The sequence below is a fragment of the Agrobacterium sp. M50-1 genome, assembly GCF_049843495.1.
Lineage (GTDB): Bacteria > Pseudomonadota > Alphaproteobacteria > Rhizobiales > Rhizobiaceae > Agrobacterium > Agrobacterium radiobacter.
In genome coordinates, this window is the sequence record NZ_JBBHZH010000007.1 from 111,771 (window position 1) to 129,172 (window position 17,402).

The 17,402-nt window shown below is 58.2% G+C and carries 16 protein-coding genes; 7 read left to right on the plus strand and 9 right to left on the minus strand.

Annotated features, from left to right (window positions below):
• The first annotated feature begins 6 nt into the window (after positions 1-6).
• Genes WDZ78_RS17370 through WDZ78_RS17380 form a run of 3 tightly spaced genes read left to right on the plus strand, consistent with a single transcriptional unit; the run spans position 7 to position 1,652 of the window.
• Complete coding sequence (locus WDZ78_RS17370; RefSeq protein WP_003504569.1) at positions 7-537, plus strand: hypothetical protein; 531 nt, start codon at positions 7-9, stop codon at positions 535-537.
• Complete coding sequence (locus tag WDZ78_RS17375; protein ID WP_425673718.1) at positions 538-1,326, plus strand: hypothetical protein; 789 nt, start codon at positions 538-540, stop codon at positions 1,324-1,326.
• A 23-nt stretch (positions 1,327-1,349) separates the two neighbouring features.
• Complete coding sequence (locus WDZ78_RS17380) at positions 1,350-1,652, plus strand: PAAR domain-containing protein (RefSeq protein WP_003504574.1); 303 nt, start codon at positions 1,350-1,352, stop codon at positions 1,650-1,652.
• 43 nt (positions 1,653-1,695) lie between these two features.
• On the opposite strand, the gene WDZ78_RS17385 is transcribed toward WDZ78_RS17380, so the two are convergent.
• Entirely contained in the window at positions 1,696-3,672 is a 1,977-nt protein-coding gene (locus WDZ78_RS17385) for a putative bifunctional diguanylate cyclase/phosphodiesterase (protein WP_425673719.1), read from the minus strand.
• Between the two features lie 342 nt (positions 3,673-4,014).
• Here WDZ78_RS17385 and WDZ78_RS17390 point away from each other — a divergent pair, with 342 nt between their 5' ends.
• From WDZ78_RS17390 to WDZ78_RS17400, 3 genes are all read left to right on the plus strand, one after another.
• Positions 4,015-4,821, plus strand: a complete 807-nt coding sequence (locus WDZ78_RS17390) for an inositol monophosphatase family protein (RefSeq protein WP_060726727.1) — start codon at positions 4,015-4,017, stop codon at positions 4,819-4,821.
• Between the two features lie 62 nt (positions 4,822-4,883).
• The gene (locus tag WDZ78_RS17395) at positions 4,884-5,492 is read left to right on the plus strand and encodes a dual specificity protein phosphatase family protein (protein WP_020010223.1); all 609 of its coding nucleotides are present in this window, start codon (positions 4,884-4,886) and stop codon (positions 5,490-5,492) included.
• Entirely contained in the window at positions 5,486-7,171 is a 1,686-nt protein-coding gene (locus tag WDZ78_RS17400; RefSeq protein WP_425673720.1) for a metallophosphoesterase family protein, read from the plus strand. Before WDZ78_RS17395 ends, WDZ78_RS17400 begins: the two co-directional genes overlap by 7 nt.
• Positions 7,172-7,203: 32 nt before the next feature.
• On the opposite strand, the gene WDZ78_RS17405 is transcribed toward WDZ78_RS17400, so the two are convergent.
• The 3 genes from WDZ78_RS17405 to WDZ78_RS17415 all read right to left on the minus strand — a co-directional run bounded on the left by WDZ78_RS17405 (position 7,204) and on the right by WDZ78_RS17415 (position 11,257).
• A complete protein-coding gene (locus tag WDZ78_RS17405) occupies positions 7,204-8,190 on the minus strand; it encodes a LacI family DNA-binding transcriptional regulator (RefSeq protein WP_425673721.1) in 987 nt (328 codons plus the stop codon).
• Between the two features lie 113 nt (positions 8,191-8,303).
• Positions 8,304-9,863, minus strand: coding sequence for a TerC family protein (locus WDZ78_RS17410; protein WP_425673722.1), 1,560 nt, complete (start codon positions 9,861-9,863; stop codon positions 8,304-8,306).
• Between the two features lie 377 nt (positions 9,864-10,240).
• A complete protein-coding gene (locus WDZ78_RS17415; protein ID WP_425673723.1) occupies positions 10,241-11,257 on the minus strand; it encodes a DUF1402 family protein in 1,017 nt (338 codons plus the stop codon).
• 248 nt (positions 11,258-11,505) lie between these two features.
• Here WDZ78_RS17415 and WDZ78_RS17420 point away from each other — a divergent pair, with 248 nt between their 5' ends.
• Positions 11,506-12,171, plus strand: coding sequence for a transglutaminase-like cysteine peptidase (locus tag WDZ78_RS17420; RefSeq protein WP_425673724.1), 666 nt, complete (start codon positions 11,506-11,508; stop codon positions 12,169-12,171).
• Positions 12,172-12,278: 107 nt separating this feature from the next.
• Here WDZ78_RS17420 and WDZ78_RS17425 read toward each other — a convergent pair whose 3' ends face one another.
• From WDZ78_RS17425 to WDZ78_RS17445, 5 genes are all read right to left on the minus strand, one after another.
• Entirely contained in the window at positions 12,279-13,364 is a 1,086-nt protein-coding gene (locus tag WDZ78_RS17425) for an ABC transporter ATP-binding protein (RefSeq protein ID WP_425673725.1), read from the minus strand.
• Complete coding sequence (locus WDZ78_RS17430) at positions 13,361-14,188, minus strand: carbohydrate ABC transporter permease (protein WP_425673726.1); 828 nt, start codon at positions 14,186-14,188, stop codon at positions 13,361-13,363. The genes WDZ78_RS17425 and WDZ78_RS17430 overlap by 4 nt, the downstream gene beginning before the upstream one ends.
• Positions 14,185-15,087, minus strand: a complete 903-nt coding sequence (locus WDZ78_RS17435; protein ID WP_020010231.1) for a carbohydrate ABC transporter permease — start codon at positions 15,085-15,087, stop codon at positions 14,185-14,187. The genes WDZ78_RS17430 and WDZ78_RS17435 overlap by 4 nt, the downstream gene beginning before the upstream one ends.
• A gap of 111 nt (positions 15,088-15,198) precedes the next feature.
• Positions 15,199-16,431 carry an ABC transporter substrate-binding protein gene (locus tag WDZ78_RS17440; RefSeq protein ID WP_425673727.1) on the minus strand — a complete coding sequence of 411 codons (1,233 nt, stop codon included), beginning with the start codon at positions 16,429-16,431 and terminating at the stop codon, positions 15,199-15,201.
• A gap of 64 nt (positions 16,432-16,495) precedes the next feature.
• Positions 16,496-17,398: a sugar phosphate isomerase/epimerase family protein gene (locus WDZ78_RS17445; protein ID WP_425673728.1), complete on the minus strand. Its 903-nt coding sequence runs from the start codon at positions 17,396-17,398 to the stop codon at positions 16,496-16,498.
• Positions 17,399-17,402 lie beyond the last annotated feature (4 nt).

A 17,402-nucleotide genomic window follows, 5' to 3' on the forward strand; every position in this document is an offset into this window, starting at 1 on the left:
AATGTTATGAGCGTTACTTTGGGTGAAGCAATCGCCAGAATGCAGGAAACTGGCGATTGGTCCTTTGAGGAAGACTCTCTCTGGTCTGCTCAAGACATTCTTGAATTTGAGGATTACACCTCGCTGTCAGTGCCGGAGCAGCTTGCCGAGGTTCTGGTGAACTATGGCTGGAACGGCTTCGAACAACCCGATGTCTACGCGAATTTTGTTGTGACATATGAGGATGGGACGCGCTCTGCGCATGAAGTGCAGGTTCTGGTTTCCGGCAAGAAGCGGTTCTATGATAGACACGATATGTTCATAACCAGCCCCGCCTGGCCTGAGCAGTTTACCTTGCCAATGATATTCTTTGGTACAGCCGACGGCGGAAACTCATATCTGCTGATGAATGGGCGGGACAGAACCGACAATCGTGTATGGCTGTGGGAGCAGGCTTCCGATCCTTTCGGCACGGGAAATAACGCGCGCGGCCTGGGTCTCGCAGCGCCGTCTCTTTATGAGTTTTTCTACAATCTTAAAAAGGTCGATGAGATATAAATGCTTGGTCTACACGAAAAATGGCGAGCAACCTTCATCGAATCCTGGCCGGACGAAGTATGCGAGTTGGGGTTACCCTTCGAACAGTTGCTTATTTCGGAGCAGGACCGCGCCGCCATAGGAAGTAGAACCGCAGCTTTCCGGGAGCTGTTCGACATAGATGAACTCACCCAGCTATCAGACGAATTTCGCATAGGCATAGATACCAAAACGGCGCTTTTCAAAGATGGAGCTCATTTTCGTCTCGGGGGATGCAGCTTCAAGCAGCCCGGACGGTATCAGGACGGCCCGATCTTCAACAGCGCTCAACTCATGCCGCATGTCCTGCGGGACAACCCCCGCGTGGCGGGACTTCTTGCCAGCTCTCTTCAAGACAAATTCGACGTCTGCATGTTCATACGGCCCTGGGAAAACATACCGAAATGGTCGGAGTTCAGGCTCTTCATGAAGAACCGGGAATTTATCGGCGCATCGCAGTATTTTCATACGGCCTTCTTTCCTGAGATAGAGGCGAAGGCCAGATCCATCGCTGTAGCCCTGGTGGAGTTTGCCGACCGTTTCACGCAGGTAGCTCATATCGATGATGCTATTGTCGACATTTACCTGAGACCCGACGATGCCGCCGGCTTTGAGGCTGTTCTTTTGGACCTTAACCCGCTCATCCTTCGGTCAGATCCGTGCCTTTTTCAATGGAAGAATGGAGGGGATTTCGACAGGGGACTACGCTTCCGGGGGCGAGATAATCGAGTGCTCGCCATAACACCCTTGCCTTTTGCATATGCGGCTTGATTTTACTTGAGAAGGAAAAGCGAATGACCGCCAGCCCAGTCTCCCTTAAAGGCCACATGCACGTCTGCCCAAAGGTCGATCCCGGTCCAAGGCCGCATGTCGGTGGCCCCGTAATTTCTACTCAACAGAGCTTCGTTACGGTTGAAGGAACGCCGGTTGCGACTGTCGGTGACACCTGTTTGTGCACGGGCGTTCCGACGACCGATACAATTACTGCCGGCTCGGCCTTTGCCGCTATTGATGGGAAGAAGATAGTGCGGCTGGGTGATGCATGTGCGCATGGTGGCCGACTGGTACAGGGAACTTCCTGGATTACGTTCGAGTAATCTGGAATACGGGTGCCGTTAGAAACTGCCCTATGCAACGGATTTACCGGAGGCGCCTGTTTCTGTGTTTGCCGGCGGAAATTCTGGGTCCAGTCGCCTGTCCCGCAAGAAACGCATCGACATCCTCTTCCTTAAGCGGCGGCGCATAAATATAGCCCTGCACCAGCGTGGCGCCGAGGCCTTCGAGTGCGGTAAGCTCGGCTGATGTTTCCACCCCTTCAACCACGCATTCCAGTCCCATGTCGCGGCTGAGGGTGAGAAGCGACTTTACGATTTTATAGCTGGCCGGTTTTTCGTGCAGATCCGTAACGAAGCTGCGGTCGATCTTGATCTTGGTCAGCGGCAGAGCATGCAGTCGCGTCAGGCTCGAATAACCGGTGCCGAAATCGTCGAGCGAAATGCCGCAGCCGAGACGCCGCAGCATTTCGACCGATTGCCTGACCTGTTCGAAATCATGGGCAAAAGCCGTCTCGGTAATTTCAAGGTCCAGCCGGCGTGCATCGAAGCTGCTGTTTTCGATGATGCCGAGCAGGGACAACACGCCCTCATGGGAATTGAGGTCCTGGGCCGAAAGGTTGAACGACAGGCGCAGGGAGGGTTCCCATTTCGAGGCGGAGGAGAGCGCCATCTTGAGAAGCGGCCGTGTCAGCGAGCTGACGATGCCGGCCCGTTCCGCGATGGAGAAGAACTGGCAAGGCGGCACATGCCCGAGAACCGGGCTGCGCCAGCGCGCCAGCGCTTCAAAACCCGCCGTTCTGCCGTCGCGTATATCGACAATCGGCTGGAACACGACTGAAAGCTCGTTTTCCATATCCCTCTGTTTGAGCAGATGTTCGATGCGTGCTTCGATATTGATCTGCTTTTCGTGTTCCGCATCGAACAGAACGGCATCGCCACGGCGGGTTTTCTTGGCATGGTAGAGGGCATAGTCAGCCCTGTCGAAAAGCTGCTCGAGCGTGGAGGCGAGGTGTGGAAAGACCGCTATTCCCATGGATGCGGAAACATGCACCGTTCCCTCAGGCATATGGTAAGGCGCCCTCAGCTGTTCGGAGATCGCATTGGCATTTGCCACGAGCTGCGCATCATCAGGTATGATCGGTGCGACAATGGCAAATTCGTCGCCGCCCAGCCGAAAGGCCCTGCTGGCCTTCAGATTGGCGGTGAGGCGTTTGCTGACATTGATCAGCAACCTGTCTCCCACGGAATGTCCGTAAAGATCGTTGACCGGCTTGAACCCGTCCAGATCGATGACCCCCAGCGCCAGCCGGGTTCCGTTGGCCCTGGCCTTTTCGAGCTCGGCTTCAAGGTGGGCGAAGAAGGCGCGGCGGTTGGGCAGTTCCGTCAGGCTGTCAATATTGGCAAGCAGCAGGTTTTCATTGCTGAGCGCTTCCGTGCGCTGCTGTGAAATGACCATGCGCTCAAAATTGCGGTAGTTGGTCAGCAGGATGGACATCATGCCGGTGCAGACCAGCAGCACGTTGATGGCGATGGCGACAAATGTCGGTTGCCGCGACGCCAGAAAGAAGGCGATGAAGGCGCCATTGACGATGACCGTCACCATGAAAGCGGCCGAGCGCACATACATCAGACAGAAAATGCAGGAAATGACGGTAATCGCCATATAGAAGGCGACGTGGGATCGCGTATAGGCATCCCCATAGGGCACCAGCAAAAAAGACCAGAGCGTGAATGCCATGGCGATGCCGGCAGCCAGACGATTGGTACGCTGAAGGGCTGCATGCGCCACCTTGGGTGCGGGATCTATACCACGCGTCCTCCACCAGAAGGTGACTCTCAGCGTGCAGCCGAGGGTGAAGAGTCCGGGAATTCCAATGGTGAGCCAGAGCGGCGCCACCTGCATATGCGTTACGGCAAGCGCCCATGTACTTGAGAGCAGAATGAAATACATCATCGGCATCTGTCGGGTGAAAGCACGGTACTGCGCTTTCAGCAGATCAGGATTGTCGGACCGAACGGACACGAAGTCCTGCAATTTTTGTGTGGCGGTCAGTAATTTCATTTATGGCTCTTCAAGTACAGAGCGGCATTTGTAACTTAATTCCCGTTACATCATTGGAAATGCACAGGGTTAACCGACATAAAACTGTATCAACCGCAAGATGCAGGCGCTGCATTTCGCAACATTTCATTATTTTCGTTATTAAGCGTTTCCTGCATTGGTATGTCCGATGGGCGAGAAAACCCTTCGCTTCTTGCCATGCGCCGTGGAAAATCTATTGACCAGGTAGAATGAGGCTTCTCTCCCTCGATATTCATGAGTTCCCTTTTAGATTCCCTTGAAAAGTTTGAACGCGCGTGCATTATGAACGCGTGTTCAAAATTCGAGGAATGGTTCATGCACATGGATTTAATCCACTATCCCGACACATTGGCGGCGCGAGCCGAACTGTGCCGCAGCGTTATCCTTTCCGCCGGGGAGCTGGTGCTGAAAGGTTTTGAGGGCGAGGCCACGCGCAGTTTTTCGATGAAGGGGCCGCAGGATTTTCTGACGGTGACGGATGCGGCTTCCGAAGCGCATATTCGCGGCGCGATCTCGGCTGCTTTCCCGGATGACAGTTTTTTCGGCGAAGAAGGCGGCGGCGAGATCGGAGAGCGCGTCTGGGTGGTGGATCCTATTGACGGCACCGCCAATTTTGCCCGTGGCATTCCGCATTTCTGCATCTCCATCGCCTATGTCGAAAACGGACGGACAGAAATCGGAGCGATCTATAACCCCGCCCTCGGCGAGCTTTATCTCGCCCGCCGCGGCGAAGGTGCGACACGTAACGGGGAGCCGATCCGGACGGCGGAAACGGAGCGTTTCGATGCGGCTTCGATCGAGATGGGGTGGTCCACCCGGGTCGCGAATGCCACCTATCTCGATGTGGTCACGAAGCTGCTCGATATGGGCGCGAATGTCCGCCGCGCCGGCTCCGGTGCTCTGGCGCTCGCCTATGTGGCCGATGGCCGTTCCGACGGCTATCTCGAATTGCATATGAATTCATGGGATTGTCTTGCGGGCCTGCTACTCGTCAGCGAAGCTGGCGGCGACGTGTGCCCATTTCTGGAGATTGGCAGTCTGAGGGATGGCGGGCCGGTGCTGGCCGCAGCCGCCGGTGTTGCCAAAGGCGTCAGCCAGGCATCGAACATAGTCCTTGCCGCGCGGTAGCTGCGGCGGGATGATTTATGACGGAGACCCCAAAGGGGGCTCCGCGCATGTGGAGGAATGAAATGGATGGACCCGTTTATGCCCGGCCTGCAATCAGCCTGATTGCGGAAGGGCTGGGCCCGCACAATGCTGCGCTCTACATCGGCGGCAGCGATGGTGCGGGTGACCTCGGGCTCCTGCGCCGGCATGGCATCACCATTGTGGTCAATTGCGCCGTCAATCTGGATATCAATCTCGTGCAGGCCGTAGCGGAAGAGGGCGACAGGCGCGCGGTAGGTTATGGCGATATCCGTTATTACAAGCTCGGTCTTATCGATGGCGAGGGTAGCCCCGACACCATGATGCTCGGCGCCTATTACATTCTCGATGGCGCGCTTCGCCAGACCATGCCGAAGCGGGAAACCTATCCCTTTGCCGATGGCGGCAATGTGCTCGTCAATTGCCGCAGCGGCCGCAGCCGCTCCGTTTCACTGGTGGCGCTTTTCCTGCACAAGCAGCAGCCGGATCTCTATCCCACCCTCGACGATGCACTGGCCGTAATCCGCACGAAACGGGAATTGCGGCCGGATGAGTGGTTCGAGACACCGAAACCGATGCTTCATGCCGCCGCTCGCCGTGCTTCCGACTGGATCGACATGGTCGAGGGCAGAAAGACCGCTCACTCATGCTGACACGCACGCTTCCCTCCGTTGCCGTCATCGCCGACGCGCATTTTCATGACACGGCAGCCGATTTCGGGTTTCCCGGCGTCGAGATTGATGGCCAGCGCATCACCATGCGCAGCTGGTCCGATACACGCGAATCCACCCGGGTTTTCAACGAAAGCACCGATGCGCTGCATGCGGCGCTCGAAGATGTGCGCCAGCGCGGCATTCGCCATGTGGTGCTGCTTGGCGATTATACCGATGACGGCCAGCGGGAAACGACTGAGACGCTGAAGGGCATTCTGCAGCGCCACAGCCATGCCCACGGCACTGCCTTTTATGCGCTGCCCGGAAATCACGATATTTTCGGCCCGCTTGGCCGGCACCACACCAAGGAATTTCTGACGGAGAATGGCAGGTGCCTTTCCGTTTCAAGCGATGTACGGCGGGCCGGCGAGCGCGTCATTATCAGCGATCGCATGTATTGCGAGGGTTATCCGGCGGGTCTTGGCCCGATGGCGGCCTTCGGTTACTTCCGTCAGCCGGATTATCTGCATTGGGAAACCCCCTTCGGTCTTTCCGATGCGGCGGAAGACCGGATGTACGAGGTGCGCTCACCCGATGGGCGCAATGTCTATCGCCTGATGGATGCTTCCTATCTGGTGGAGCCCGAGCCGGGCCTGTGGCTCCTGATGATCGACGCCAATATTTTCGAACCACTCGATGGTGAGTTTGAAAGGGGTGAGGACGCGGCTTTTACAGACAGCACCTCCGGCGGCTGGAACGCGCTTTTGCGCTGCAAGCCCTTCATCATCGACTGGATCGCCGATGTTCGTCGCAGGGCGCAGGCGCTCGGCAAGACATTGCTCGGCTTTTCCCATTATCCGGCGCTCGATCCTTTCGATGGCGCAAGCGGTGCGGAAAGCGCCCTGTTCGGAAAAACCAATGTGGTGCGCCGCACGCCGCGCAGGGCGGTGGAGGATGCGCTGCGCCAGGCCGGGCTTGCCGTCCATTTCAGCGGGCACCTGCATGTGGAAGGCGTAACGAAGCGCGGGGAGGGCGAAAATTCGCTCACCAATATCGCCGTGCCGTCGCTCGTCGCCTTTCCGCCCGCCTTCAAGCTCGTGCACCCGTCGCTTCAGGAAATCCGCGTCGAGACTGTGGAGATGGCCGCCCTGCCGGTCAATGGCCGCATTTGCAGCGGTTACGCCCAGGAAACAGCACTGGCGGGTGAGGAAGACGACCGGGCTTTCGCGGCGGGCAATTACGGTGATTTTCTGCTGGGTCACAACAGGGCGCTGATCAGGCATCGCTATTTCGCCAAGGAATGGCCGGCCGCGGTCGTCAGGGCAATCGCCGACAAAAGCGTTCGGGACGTTCTCGACCTGCTTGAAGGCGAAGACCGATCCTCGCCTGATGATGCTATCCTGTCCTCAGACCTGCCGATGTTCGAGCTGATTGCCGATTGGTATTGCCTGCGCCAGGGCGCAGGTCTTTCGCTGCCGCATATCGCGCCGCAACGGCTTTCCCTTTATCGAACGCTGGCGGAACGCTTTGGTCGTAAGCCGGATCATCACGATGGCTCGGTGGAGAGCTTTCTCGAAATCTTCTTCGGAGCACTCGGCCTGTTTCTTGAGCGTGCCGAAGGCAGCCCGCGCGATCTGGAGCTTCGGCTTGCGCCGCACCATGAACGCGTTGCGGTTTGAACTGAAGAGTTTTGCCCGGAAGGAGATTTGGTCTAGCGCGCGGTGATGCGCTCGACCATGGAAACGGGCACGACCTGAAGCCGGGTTTCCGGCTCATCGCTATCGAGCGCGGTCAAGACCTTCTCGGTCAGCGCGTCGAAGGACTGGGCGATGGTCGTCAGCTGGTAGCTTTTCCAGGCGGCCTGCGGAATATCGTCGAAACCGACAATCGAGATATCTTCCGGCACCCGGCGCCCCATTTCCAGCCGGGCGGCATCCATGAAACCAAGCGCCAGCAGATCGGTCACGCAGAAGGCGCCGTCTATTGTCTTGTCCGTGAGCAACTCGCGGCCGGCCTGATAACCGCTGTCATAGCTCGTCGGCCCGCCGGACCATGGCACGACCTCGACGCCTTCGATGCTCATGCGCTGGGTGAAGGCGCCGGCGCGGCGCAACTGTGCCGGCGTCTGGCTGCCGCTGGAAATGACCGCGACCTTTTTGCATTTCGCTTCGACAAGCCGCATGGCGGCAAGATCGGCGCCGCGGGAATCGTCGCTCAGCACCATGTTCGTGTCGGTGCGATCAAGACGCTGATTGATGAGGATGAGGCGCACGCCATTGGCGATGCATTCATCGACAATCGACGCTGGCGGTTCACCGGAGAGAACGACGATGGCCTGTGCGCGAAACTCGAAGAGACGCTCGATCAGCGGCGCAATATCCTTGCGGGCATCCGCCGCATTCAGCAACAGGCATTGCAGGCCACGGCGCAGCAGCCCGATGCTGAGCAAATCGAGCTGCTTTGAAATGAAGGGAGAACTGAGATTGGCGCCGACGACACCGATGAGATTGGAGCGGTCATTGTTGAGACCCTGCGCCAGACGGTTGACGCGGTAGCCGAGTTCCTGTGCGGCTTTGAGCACCTTGCGCCGCACGGCCTTCGATACGCTGCCGCCGGGTGTGAAGGTGCGCGAGACGGCGGAACGCGAGACCCCGGCCTTTTTCGCCACCTCTTCGGCTGTCACGAACCCTCTCGCCATTCAACTCCCCCGTTGCGAACCATGGTCTGATATCACAGGCTATATGGCGTCGCCTATTCCATTCGAAACATTTGGACGGGAGGCGCTCCTGCCGGCCGCCTCCCGCGCCCGGATCATCCATCGGAGAGGGTGGTGTTCCACGCCCGGATCTTTTCGATGTTTCTGTCGGAGCACGAGACGATCTCGAACTCGAACCCGTCGCCCGCAATATGTTCGCCGACTTCAGGAAGGCGATTGAGACGCCAGAGGATGTAGCCCGCGATTGTGGAGTAGCGGTCGGCCTCGTCCACCAGATCGATATCCAGGAGATAGGATATCCTTCTGACGTCCACAGCGCCATCCAGCAGCCAGGAACCATCCTCCGCCCGTTCGGAAATCTGCGATTCCTCGCCCTCATCCGGAAACTCGCCCGCAATCGCCTCGAGAATATCCGTCGGCGTTGCTATGCCCTGCAACGTGCCATATTCATCAATGATGACGGCCATCTGCAGGGGTGATTTTCGCAGCTGTTCCATGACCTGCAGCGCTGTCGCGCTTTCATGCACCACGAGGGGCTCACGCAGCGAGCGCTCAAGGTTCAGTTTTCCGTCGTGCAGAAGATCACGCAGCAGATCCCTTGTCGCGGCGACGCCGAGGAATGAATCCAGCTTGCCCTGCGCCAGCATCAATCGGGAATGGTCGAGTTCCAGCAGGCGGTGTCTCAGCGTGTCGTGGTCGGCGTCGACATCGAGCCAGTCGATCTCCGTTCGTGGCGTCATGATCGAGACGACGGGACGCTCGGCAAGCGTGAGCACGCCGCGGATCATGTCCTTCTCCTCGGATTTGAACAGATCGCTTTGTGCCGCCTGTGCGGCGATGACGTCGGCAGTCTCACCGAGGGATGGTTGTTCGCCGACCCGGCCGCCCAGAAGCCGCAGAATGGCGTCGGAGGTGCGCTCACGCATATCGCCGGCGGTGATGCGCTTTTCACGGTTGCGCCTGCCAAGCTGGTTCGCCGCCTCGATAAGCACGGAAAAGCCGATGGCGGCGTAAAGATAACCCTTGGGCAGATGGAAGCCGAAACCCTCGACAATCAGGCTGAAGCCGATCATCAGGAGAAAACCGAGGCAGAGAATGACCACGGTCGGATGTTTCGACACGAAAGCCATCAGCGGCCTGGATGCTGCCATCATCACGGCCATGGCCACGCAGACAGCGGTAATCATCACCCAGAGATTATTGACCATGCCGACAGCGGTGATGACGCTGTCGAGCGAGAACACGGCATCGAGCACCACGATCTGCACGATGACCTGCCAGAAGACCGCATGCACTACCTTGCCCTGTTTCGGCTTCTGATCACCTTCCAGCCGTTCGTGCAGCTCCATGGTTCCCTTGGCGAGCAGGAAGGCGCCGCCGAGAATGAGGATGAGATCACGCCCCGAGAAGGAAAAATCGGCGACGGTGAAAAGCGGCCGTGTCAGCGTGACGATCCAGGAGATGGAAAACAGCAGCAGGAGGCGCATGATGAGCGCCAGCGACAGGCCGACGATCCGGGCCCTGTGGCGCTGGTGTGGCGGCAGCTTGTCGGCAAGGATCGCGATGAAAACGAGATTGTCGATGCCGAGGACGACTTCGAGAACGATAAGGGTGACGAGGCCGATCCAGATGTTCGGATCTGCGAGGAATTCCATGTTCAGGAGCCTTTATGGGAATGGGTGCAAACGCGCAAAGCCCCGGATTGCACATCCGAGGCTGAAAGTCGTCGCGTTGATGAAAACAAGAAAATCCGAGGCTGGCTTCGCGTTACGCGAGCCAGCCTCGTTCGGTGTCGACTACCGTCTGTACTGTCGCCTTCGTCAGGCATCGGGTTGATTTATCCCACTATCAGTAAATTCTTGTGCCGGTCGACCTAACAAATTTTCGGCCGCTGGAAAAGCGATTTTCGGTTTTTTGATGCCATGACGATGCGTTTGAGCAATCCTTGCGCGCAAATAAGCGGTTATTTCCCGAGAAATACACGCGATGCGCAATCTGGGCGATTGCCTGATTGTTTGACGATAAAAAGCCGTTATTGCTTTTTCCCGCCGATATCAGAGGTCGTCCGCTGGTCGATGGCCTTGCCGTCGAGAATGCTTTTTAGGACGTCGAGGCGCTCGTTGATCAGCCATCCATAATAGTTTTCGACCGGCAGCAGTTTTTTTGCCCCTGCATCCACGGCAGTCCGCAGACGTTCGGCGCGACGCCTTGGCTGGCCGACATTGTAAAGCGTGGCAGTGATGCCGGGATTGCCGGAAATGTCGAAGCCTTTTTCCCTGTAGGCATCGATGGAATCCCTGAGGATGGCGGCGATGTAGATGATGCTGCGGTCGGGATCCATAACGTCACGGTAGATATCTTTCGGCCTGTCCGCCGACAGTTTTGGCAGGCCGCTCGTCCTGTTGACGAGATCGGTCACCTGCAGGGCCGTCAACGGGCTGATCTGGCCAAGGCCGAAGGTCTGCCCGGCATAAAAGGGCTGGAAGAAAGCGCGCTGGAAGGAGATGCCCTCATAGCTCACACCATCCACCACCTTGCCGCGGAAACTTTCGTCCCAGACGGTATCGCGGCAGCTCCATTGTTCCGACGTGGTGGCAAGCGTTTCGCAGGACCGGAATTCGGGCCGCTGGAGAAATGTCTTCAGGGAAACACCGTCATAGCTGAACTTTATATCGAGTTCGGCGTAGGAAATGGCCTTGATGTAGTAGGTCTGCAGGCGATCCACGGCCGAGACGTTGAACGTATGTTCCCCGACGATGGCGCCGACGATATGGATGGGGTCAATCCCATAGGCCGCTGCGGCCTTCTTGATCTTGCCGAGAAGGGCGGGCTCGCTGTTTAAAAGATCGACCGTCTTCTGAAACTTTTCGTCGTAGGTCGTGTACGAGGCCCTGGTGCGGATCGCCGAGGCTCTGGGGATTTCCGGCTGCTCGGCGGAGCGGTTTCCGGGGGGAACGACGGTCACCTGCTGCGCCAGCGCATAGGAAGGAAGGGAGGCCAGCGCCAGGATGACGGCGGCTGCGCGGGAGGTCTTCGCAAACAGGCTCATGCAGCGTTCTCTGTAACGTGGATTGTTATCGCGGCGAGGGCTCCTTCATAGGCAGGCTGGCCATAGCTGACAAGTTCGCATCGCTCACTTTACCGTTGGGGGCCGTTTGATGCGCGTTCTGATCGATGTCATTTGCGCGCTCGTCTCCAGCACGATCGAGACCGAAATTCCCGGTTCGTTAAAAATCGAGCTTTTTGTTTCATGTGAACGCAAATCGCCGCCGATAGGTCTGTCGTCAGGAGACGACCATGACCCTTCCCATCAAATTGCTGCAAGCCTGTTTCATTCTGATTGCGACCTGCCTGGCTGCGCCGGTTCAGGCGTCTCCTTTCATGCAGACTGGCAGGATCACGTCGCAGCCTGTCGGCCACTATGACTTTTGCCAGCGGCATTCTCTTGAATGTCAGCCGGTGACGGCCACGCCGCCCCTCACCCTCACCCCCGATGCCTGGGCAACGATTGTTTCGGTGAACAATGCCGTTAACGTCGAGATCGACCAGCGCACCGACATGGAGGTTTGGGGTTATGAGGATTATTGGGAATATCCCTACAAGGGTGCGGGCGACTGCGAAGACCTTGCGCTGGAGAAGCGCAGGCGCCTGATGCAGTCCGGTTTTGCGGTTTCAAATCTCCTGATAACAGTGGTGCGGGACGAACGGGGAGAGGGCCACGCCATCCTGACAGTCAGAACCGATCGGGGAGATTTCATTCTCGACAATATGAAGGCGAAGGTTTTGCGCTGGGACGAAACGGCCTATACCTATCTGAAACGCCAATCCACCGATCATGCCGGTCGCTGGGTGGATATAGAAGGGCCCGCTGCGCCGGCAATCGCCTCCCGCGAGGCTGGTCGGGCTACCGCCACCTCCGCGACAGCGCGCCGTAGCTTGTTCGATATCTTCAAATCGCGCTGAAACCACTCACAGCAAGAGCAGGACCGGTAAGAACAGGTTTGGCGCCCCCGATAAGGACAGCGGGCCGTCATGCGGCCCGCGAGCATAGCCCCTTCTATGGATATGGATTATTGTCTCGCAAGGCCAATGCCCGTTGCCTCGTCGAAGAGGTGCATATCGGCCGGGTTGATATCGAGGCCAATGACTTCGCCAGCCTTGACTGCGCTGCGTCCCTGTACCGCGATGACCAGTTCGGTGGAGCCGCCAAGCGTGAGGAAGGTGGCCGAACCGGTTGTTTCCACGGCTGAAACCGGCAGCGTCAATGCCGCCCCCTCTGCCGCCACCGGGCGGATATGTTCAGGCCTGATGCCGACAATGACATGTTTTCCCGGCGGCAGGGCGGCTGGCGCCCTGATAGGCTGCTGTGGATCACCTTCGCCGAACCGCAGCAGAAGCGAAGCACCGTCCGGACTGACTGTCGCCGGAATGAAATTCATGGCCGGTGAGCCGATGAAACCCGCAACGAAACGATTGACCGGGCGGTCGTAAAGTTCCAGCGGTGTGCCCTGCTGTTCGATGACGCCGTCACGCATGACGACGACATGGTCAGCCATGGTCATCGCCTCGATCTGGTCGTGGGTGACGTAGACTGAAGTTGCATGCAGGCGGTCGTGAAGGGCGCGGATTTCCTTGCGCATATGGACGCGCAGGGCCGCATCGAGGTTGGAGAGCGGCTCATCGAACAGGAAGGCCTGCGGATTGCGGATGATCGCCCGGCTCATGGCCACGCGCTGGCGCTGGCCGCCGGAGAGTTCGCGGGGATAACGCTTCATCAGCTTGGAAAGTCCCGTCGTGGCGGCAACCTCTTCCGCCGCCTTGCGGGCCTCGGCCTTGGCCACGCCACGCATGCGCAGCGAATAGGTGAGGTTTTCTTCGACAGTCATATGCGGGTAGAGCGCATAGGACTGGAACACCATGGCCACATCGCGCTTGCGTGGCGGCACGCCGTTCATGAGGGTGCCGGCAATGCGCATGTCGCCGGCCGATATGGTCTCCAGGCCTGCGAGCGAGCGCAGAAGAGTGGACTTGCCGCAGCCGGATGGGCCGACAAGCGCAACGAAAGTGCCCTTCTTGATGGAAAGGTTGATGTTCTTCAGCGCATGGAAGGCGCCGTAATATTTGTTGACGCCTGATAGTTCGATCTGAAGGGTCATTTGAGCGCTCCCGAGGTCAGGCCGGATACGATGCGGCGCTGCAAGAGAATGAAGAGGGCGAGAATGGGCGTCACATACATGGTCGCATAGGCCATGATGTTGTTCCATTCGCTGGTGTTGGGGCCCATGAAGGAGTTGAGGCCGACGCTGGCAGGCTGCAATTCGGCCGCCTGGATGATGGATTTCGAATAGACGAATTCGCCGAAGGCCTGCATGAAGATGAGGATGGCGCTGACGAGGATACCGTTCCTGGCAAGCGGCAGCACGATGTTGAAGAAGGCCCCGACCCGGGAATTGCCATCCACCAGCGCCGCCTCTTCCAGCTCCTGCGGCACGGCCATGAAGGTGGCGCGCACCAGCACGACAAAGAAGGGCATGCTTTTTGCCGCAATGGCGAGGATGACCGATAGCCGCGGATAATCCAGCAATCCGAATTGCGAAAAACCGACGAAAATCGGCGTGATCATCAGCGATGCCGGCAGAACCTGCAGCATGAGGATGAGGAACAGGCCGATATCCACCCAGACATTGCGATACCGCGCCAGAACATAGGCGCAGCCGACCCCGAGAACGGTGATCAGCAGCACTGCGCTGGAAGCGATCAGCACCGAATTCCACAGGTAGCGCCCCATGTTGCGGCTGTTCCAGACATAGGCATAGGTTTGCCATTGCGGATCGCTGGGCCAGAAGGAGGGCGGATTGGCGAACATTTCCGAGCCGCTTTTGAGCGAGGTCAGATACATCCAGTAAAGCGGGAAGAGGTAGATGATGGCGAGAATGATGGCGGTTGCCAGCATCAGCCGGTTGCGGTTGGTGATGCTCATCCGCGCACCTCATGCCGTGTGGAGCGCACATAAACGATGGAGGCCAGCATGACGAAAACGATCATGATGACGGATATCGTCGCACCCTTGCCGAAATCATATTGCCGGAAGGACAGGTCCCAGGCCCAATATTGCGCCACGTTGGAGCTGTTGTTCGGTCCGCCATCGGTAATGGCGGCGAAAAGATCGAATTGCTGCAGCGTGAAGATCAGGCCGAGCGAGACGATCGCGCCGATGGTGGAGCGCATCATCGGCAGGGTGATGGTGTAGAAGCGCTGCCAGGCATTGGCTCCATCCAGTTCCGCGGCTTCGTAGAGGTCGCCGGGAATGGAGGCGAGGCCCACCGAAAGCAGGATCATGTTGAAGGAGGTGCCGAGCCAGATATTGGCGATGACAACCGCCCAGAGCGAAAAATTCGCATCCGAGCGCCAGAAGATATTGCCCGATACCAGGCCGCTTTCCCGCAGGAAGAAATTCAAGACGCCGAAATCGCCCGAGAGAATCCAGTTCCAGATGGCGCCCACCACGAGACCGGGCATGACCCAGGAGACGAGGAACAGGCCGCGCAGCCAGGTTGCGCCGGGGAAATTTACCCAGAAGAACAGCGCAAGGCCAAAGCCGATCGCGAACTGCCCGGCAATCGAGGCCACGACGAAGGTGACCGTGTTGAAAAGGATCGGCAATGTTTCCGGCTGCCGGAACAGGTCGATGTAATTCTTGAAACCGACGAAGGGGCGCACGAATGTGCCCAGACTGAACATGTCGACTTCCTGAAAGCTCATGACGATATTGTAGATGAGCGGCAGCCCGGCCATGACGAACAGGAAGCCCAAAGGAAAGGCGACAAGGACGATGTCGAAACCGCGACCGTCACTGACGCTGGAAAACAGTTTTTTCATGAAACATCCTCACAAGCTCCAGTCGGGGCCGCCGCCGCTTTTCGCGACAGGCAGCCCCACCGGGAGGAACCCTTGGGTGGAGGCCGGAGAAACCCCGGCCGCCTGCCCGGATCAGCCTTCGACCAGCTTTATCTTTTCAGCGGCCTGATCAAGCGCAGCCTTCGGCGTCATCTGACCCGACAGGGCGCCCTGAATGGCGTCCTGAATGGCCTTGGAAATCTTCGGCCATTCGGGTGAGGGACCACGCGGCTGCGCATATTTCAGCTGTTCCACGAAGGTCTTCAGCGCCTCATCCTTCAGCGCATTGCCGGTGGGCGGAACCGGAATATCCGAACGCGCCGGCAACTGGCCGAAGTTCTTGAACATGTCCTTGTCCTTCGAGGCGAAGAATTCGATTGCCTTGAAGGCCTCTTCCGGGTGCTTCGTCTTGGAGAAGATCGCCCAGTTATAGTCGCCCATGGCCGAAGACCGTGGGGCGTCGGGTGTGGGCACCGGCAGCAGGGCCACGCCCCAGTCGAACCTGGCGTCCTTCAGCATGCGGTCGATTTCCCACGGGCCGGAAATGACCATGGCGGCATTGCCGGCGTTGAAGGTGGCGGTGGAATCCCACTGGCTGCGTGTCAGTGTATCGGGCGACGCCAGCTTTTCATCCAGCATCAGCCTCCAGGTTTCGAGCGCTTTTACCGCACCCTCGGTGTTGATGTGCTTGTAGGTCGCGCCCGCCATCTGCGCCCAGGGCAGGAACTGGAAGGTGCCTTCCTCATTCGCCTTGGCGCTGAAACTGATGCCATAGACGTTCTTTGCGGGATTGGTCAGCTTGCGGGCTGCGTCCACCAGCTCATCCCAGGTCTGCGGTGGTTTTGCCGCGTCGAGCCCAGCGGCCTTGAAGAGGTCCTTGTTATAATAAAGCGCAATCGTATTCGTCGCCTTCGGCACGCCGAAATATTTGCCGTCCCACATCACCGATTTCAGCGGCCCCGGAAAATAATTCTCCGTCTTGATGACTTCAGACTTGGCGATCATGTCGGTCACATCGAGAAAGGCCCCGCGTGCGGCGAACATGGCATGGTTGGGGTTGTCGATGGCGATGATGTCGGGCGCATTGCCGGTCGAATAGGCGCGCATGGATTCGCTCACCACATCATCGAACTGCAATTGCCGGTATTCGATCTTGATGCCGTTATTGAGCGAATTGAACTCTTTGATAAGGTTCGGCGCCGGCTGGATATCTCGATCCAGCGACCAGAGGGTCAAAGTCACATCCTCTGCCTGCGCGGTGATTGCGCCGGCTGATACGCCCGCCAGCAAAATTGCGCCGGCCATCATGCATTTCGCGATACCCATAATCTCCTCCTCTTGGTTATCGTCTCTCTGCAATTTTCGGAAACCTTCTCCCAAAAGGTTGCCGTTATGTCGGGTCGACGACGAAATCGCCGCCGCGGCATTTTTTCAGATAGTTCAGGCCATGCACCTGGCCCGTCATTTCCAGCGCATCGCGATAGACCGGGTCATGCCAGCCTTCGATGTCGATGGAGCCGGACCAGCCGGCGAGGCGCAGTTCGGAAACAATGTCCGTCCAGTTGCTGTCGCCGAAGCCCGGCGTGCGCATGAAGACGAATTTTTCCTTGCCGAAAATGCCGTGCTCGCGAATGACGTCCCAGCGGATTGTCGCGTCCTTGCCGTGTACGTGGAAAATCTTGTCCGCCCATTTTCGGATCTGCGGCAGCGGGTCGATCAGATAGACCATCTGATGGCAGGGTTCCCATTCGATGCCGATATGGTCGTCCGGGGTCTCGTTGAACATCAGTTCCCAGGCATCAGGATTGTGCGCGATGTTCCAGTCGCCGGTCTGCCAGTTGCCGTCCATGGCGCAGTTTTCAAAGGCGATCTTCACGCCCTTGTCGGCGGCGCGTTTTGCAAGTTCGCTCCAGATTTCCTTATATCGGGGAAGGCTTTCCGGCAGCGGCCTGCCGCGAAGCCGGCCGGTGAAACCCGCAACGCAGGTCGCGCCGAAATGGTGGGCATTGTCGATGCAGTCTTTCCAGCCCTGCAATGTCTCAAGGTCGATCGCGGTTTCTTCAAGAGGATTGCCGAACATGCCGAGCGTGCTGATGGTGATGTCGCGCTCGCCGATCACGTCAAGGCAGCGCTTGCCGAGTTCGGCGAGGTCCTGACCGTTGGTGGTCTGCCAGAAGAACGGCTCAAAGCTTTCAAAGCCGAGATCGGCGATCTGGCCGATACGTTCGGCGGCCTGTCCCTTGGTGGCGCTGACCATGGTGCCGATGCGGATGGATGTTGCCGGATTGCTCACGTCT

Coding starts and splice junctions, on each gene's coding strand:
- WDZ78_RS17370 (WP_003504569.1), top strand. CDS start 7: ATGAGCGTTACTTTGGGTGAAGCAATCGCCAGAATGCAGGAAACTGGC.
- WDZ78_RS17375 (WP_425673718.1), top strand. CDS start 538: ATGCTTGGTCTACACGAAAAATGGCGAGCAACCTTCATCGAATCCTGG.
- WDZ78_RS17380 (WP_003504574.1), top strand. CDS start 1,350: ATGACCGCCAGCCCAGTCTCCCTTAAAGGCCACATGCACGTCTGCCCA.
- WDZ78_RS17385 (WP_425673719.1), bottom strand. CDS start 3,672: ATGAAATTACTGACCGCCACACAAAAATTGCAGGACTTCGTGTCCGTT.
- WDZ78_RS17390 (WP_060726727.1), top strand. CDS start 4,015: ATGGATTTAATCCACTATCCCGACACATTGGCGGCGCGAGCCGAACTG.
- WDZ78_RS17395 (WP_020010223.1), top strand. CDS start 4,884: ATGGATGGACCCGTTTATGCCCGGCCTGCAATCAGCCTGATTGCGGAA.
- WDZ78_RS17400 (WP_425673720.1), top strand. CDS start 5,486: ATGCTGACACGCACGCTTCCCTCCGTTGCCGTCATCGCCGACGCGCAT.
- WDZ78_RS17405 (WP_425673721.1), bottom strand. CDS start 8,190: ATGGCGAGAGGGTTCGTGACAGCCGAAGAGGTGGCGAAAAAGGCCGGG.
- WDZ78_RS17410 (WP_425673722.1), bottom strand. CDS start 9,863: ATGGAATTCCTCGCAGATCCGAACATCTGGATCGGCCTCGTCACCCTT.
- WDZ78_RS17415 (WP_425673723.1), bottom strand. CDS start 11,257: ATGAGCCTGTTTGCGAAGACCTCCCGCGCAGCCGCCGTCATCCTGGCG.
- WDZ78_RS17420 (WP_425673724.1), top strand. CDS start 11,506: ATGACCCTTCCCATCAAATTGCTGCAAGCCTGTTTCATTCTGATTGCG.
- WDZ78_RS17425 (WP_425673725.1), bottom strand. CDS start 13,364: ATGACCCTTCAGATCGAACTATCAGGCGTCAACAAATATTACGGCGCC.
- WDZ78_RS17430 (WP_425673726.1), bottom strand. CDS start 14,188: ATGAGCATCACCAACCGCAACCGGCTGATGCTGGCAACCGCCATCATT.
- WDZ78_RS17435 (WP_020010231.1), bottom strand. CDS start 15,087: ATGAAAAAACTGTTTTCCAGCGTCAGTGACGGTCGCGGTTTCGACATC.
- WDZ78_RS17440 (WP_425673727.1), bottom strand. CDS start 16,431: ATGGGTATCGCGAAATGCATGATGGCCGGCGCAATTTTGCTGGCGGGC.